Raw genomic sequence first — 1795 nt, 5'->3', positions numbered from 1 at the left:
TGACATCATGCGCAATGTCATCCGTTCGCTGGCAACGCTCGCCTATGGCGACCCGCAGCGGTCGAAATATGCCCGCACCCAGCTGATCGCCGCGTTGAAGATCCTGCAGACCGGCGACATCGACGAAAGCCACCTGATGGGTTCCTGGGCCGGCGCGATGGGCCAGACGCAGTTCATCCCGACCAGCTACCAGCGCTACGCGGTCGACATGGACGGCAACGGCCGGCGCGACATCTGGAACTCGATCCCCGACGCGCTGGCGACCTCAGCCAACCTCTTGAGGAAGAACGGCTGGCAGGCCGGCAAGACCTGGGGTTACGAAGTGACCCTGCCGGCCGGCAAGCTGCCCGCCGGATCGAAGACGCTGGCGCAATGGCAGGCGCTCGGCGTCGTCAGGGCCAATGGCAAGCCGTTCAGGAACCTGACCGACAAAGCGACGCTGAAAGTGCCCGACGGCAGGGGCGGCCCTGCCTTCCTGATGATCCGCAACTTCTCGGTGATCAAAGCCTACAACAACGCCGACAAATACGCTTTGGCCGTCGGCCTGCTCGCTGACGAGATCGCCGGCGGCACCGGGCTTGTGCAGGACTGGCAGCGGCCTTTCACCAAGCTCAGCTTCGAAGAGCGGCAGGAATTGCAGAAGCGGCTTTCCGAGCACGGCTATTATGACGGCAAGTTCGACGGCAAGATCGGCGATGGGTCGAAGGCCGCCATTATGGCCTACCAGGCAAAGGTCGGCTTGACCCAGGATGGCTATCCCAGCCTGGAAGTGCTGAAATGGCTCCGCAAGCAGTAGAGCCGTCCATGGCGTGAATCCTTTCAAATACGGAAAGGATGCTGTAGCGCTTTGGCTTGCGCATGACTTCCCGCGTTCGCAAGGTCATGCGCCAAGGGATGGAGATTTGATTGGTTACGGTTGCGCGCATCTGGCTGATCGTTCGCCGCCTGCCGATCCTCATTCTGGCCGTCGCAGTGCTTGCCGTCGCCGCCTCCGGCGCCTTCCATGCGCCTGCCTTCGCGCAAGAGGAGGAAAGCCGCGGCTGGTCGTTGCGCGACCTCCTGTTTCCGCGCCGCAGCGAGCGCATCGAGCCGCCGGCCGACATCCAGCAGGCAAGGCCGAAACCAAGGAAGAAACCCAAGCCGCGCCCGCCGGCCGAACCGGAAACGCCGATCGTCGAGAAGACGCCGGATGCCCGCGTCGTGCTGGTGGTCGGCGACTTCCTGGCAGGCGGGCTGGCCGAGGGCCTGGACGCCGCCTTTGCCGACAATCCGGCCGTCAGGATCGTTTCACGCAGTAACGGTTCATCCGGCTTCGTGCGTGAGGATTTCTATAACTGGCCGGTCGAGATCAAGTCGCTGATCGAGACGGAGAAGCCTTCCGTCGTGGTGGTCATGCTTGGCTCCAACGATCGCCAGCAGATGCGTGTCGGCGACGTGCGCGAGCAGCCGCGCTCCGAGAACTGGACCAAGGAATACGAACGCCGCACCGAAGCGCTGGGCAAGGCCATACAGGAGGCCAAGGTGCCTTTCCTGTGGGTCGGCATGCCGGCGTTCCGCGTGGCGAAGATGACCTCGGACATGCTGGCCTTCAACGACATCTATCATTCGGCTGCCCAGGATCATGGCGGCGAGTTCGTCGATGTCTGGGACGGTTTCGTCGACGAGAACGGCGCCTTCGTCACCTCCGGTCCCGACATCAACGGCCAGGCGGTGCGGCTGCGCTCCGACGACGGCATCAACGTGACCAAGGCCGGCAAGCGCAAGCTGGCCTTCTATACGGAAAAGCCGCTGGCCA

At 63.5% G+C, this 1795-nt stretch carries 2 protein-coding genes; both read left to right on the top strand.

Annotation, left to right across the window (positions count from 1 at the left end; all coding sequences use genetic code 11):
* Positions 1 to 796 (top strand): lytic murein transglycosylase (locus tag EOA38_RS35580; protein WP_127301417.1); only part of this gene is annotated, 796 nt, incomplete at its 5' end.
* A 110-nt stretch (positions 797 to 906) separates the two neighbouring features.
* A partial coding sequence (locus EOA38_RS35575; protein WP_127301416.1) for a DUF459 domain-containing protein occupies positions 907 to 1795 on the top strand: 889 nt, incomplete at its 3' end.

The sequence above is a fragment of the Mesorhizobium sp. M1E.F.Ca.ET.041.01.1.1 genome, assembly GCF_003997355.1.
Taxonomy (GTDB): Bacteria; Pseudomonadota; Alphaproteobacteria; order Rhizobiales; family Rhizobiaceae; genus Mesorhizobium.
This window is presented reverse-complemented; position numbering and strand designations above follow the sequence as displayed.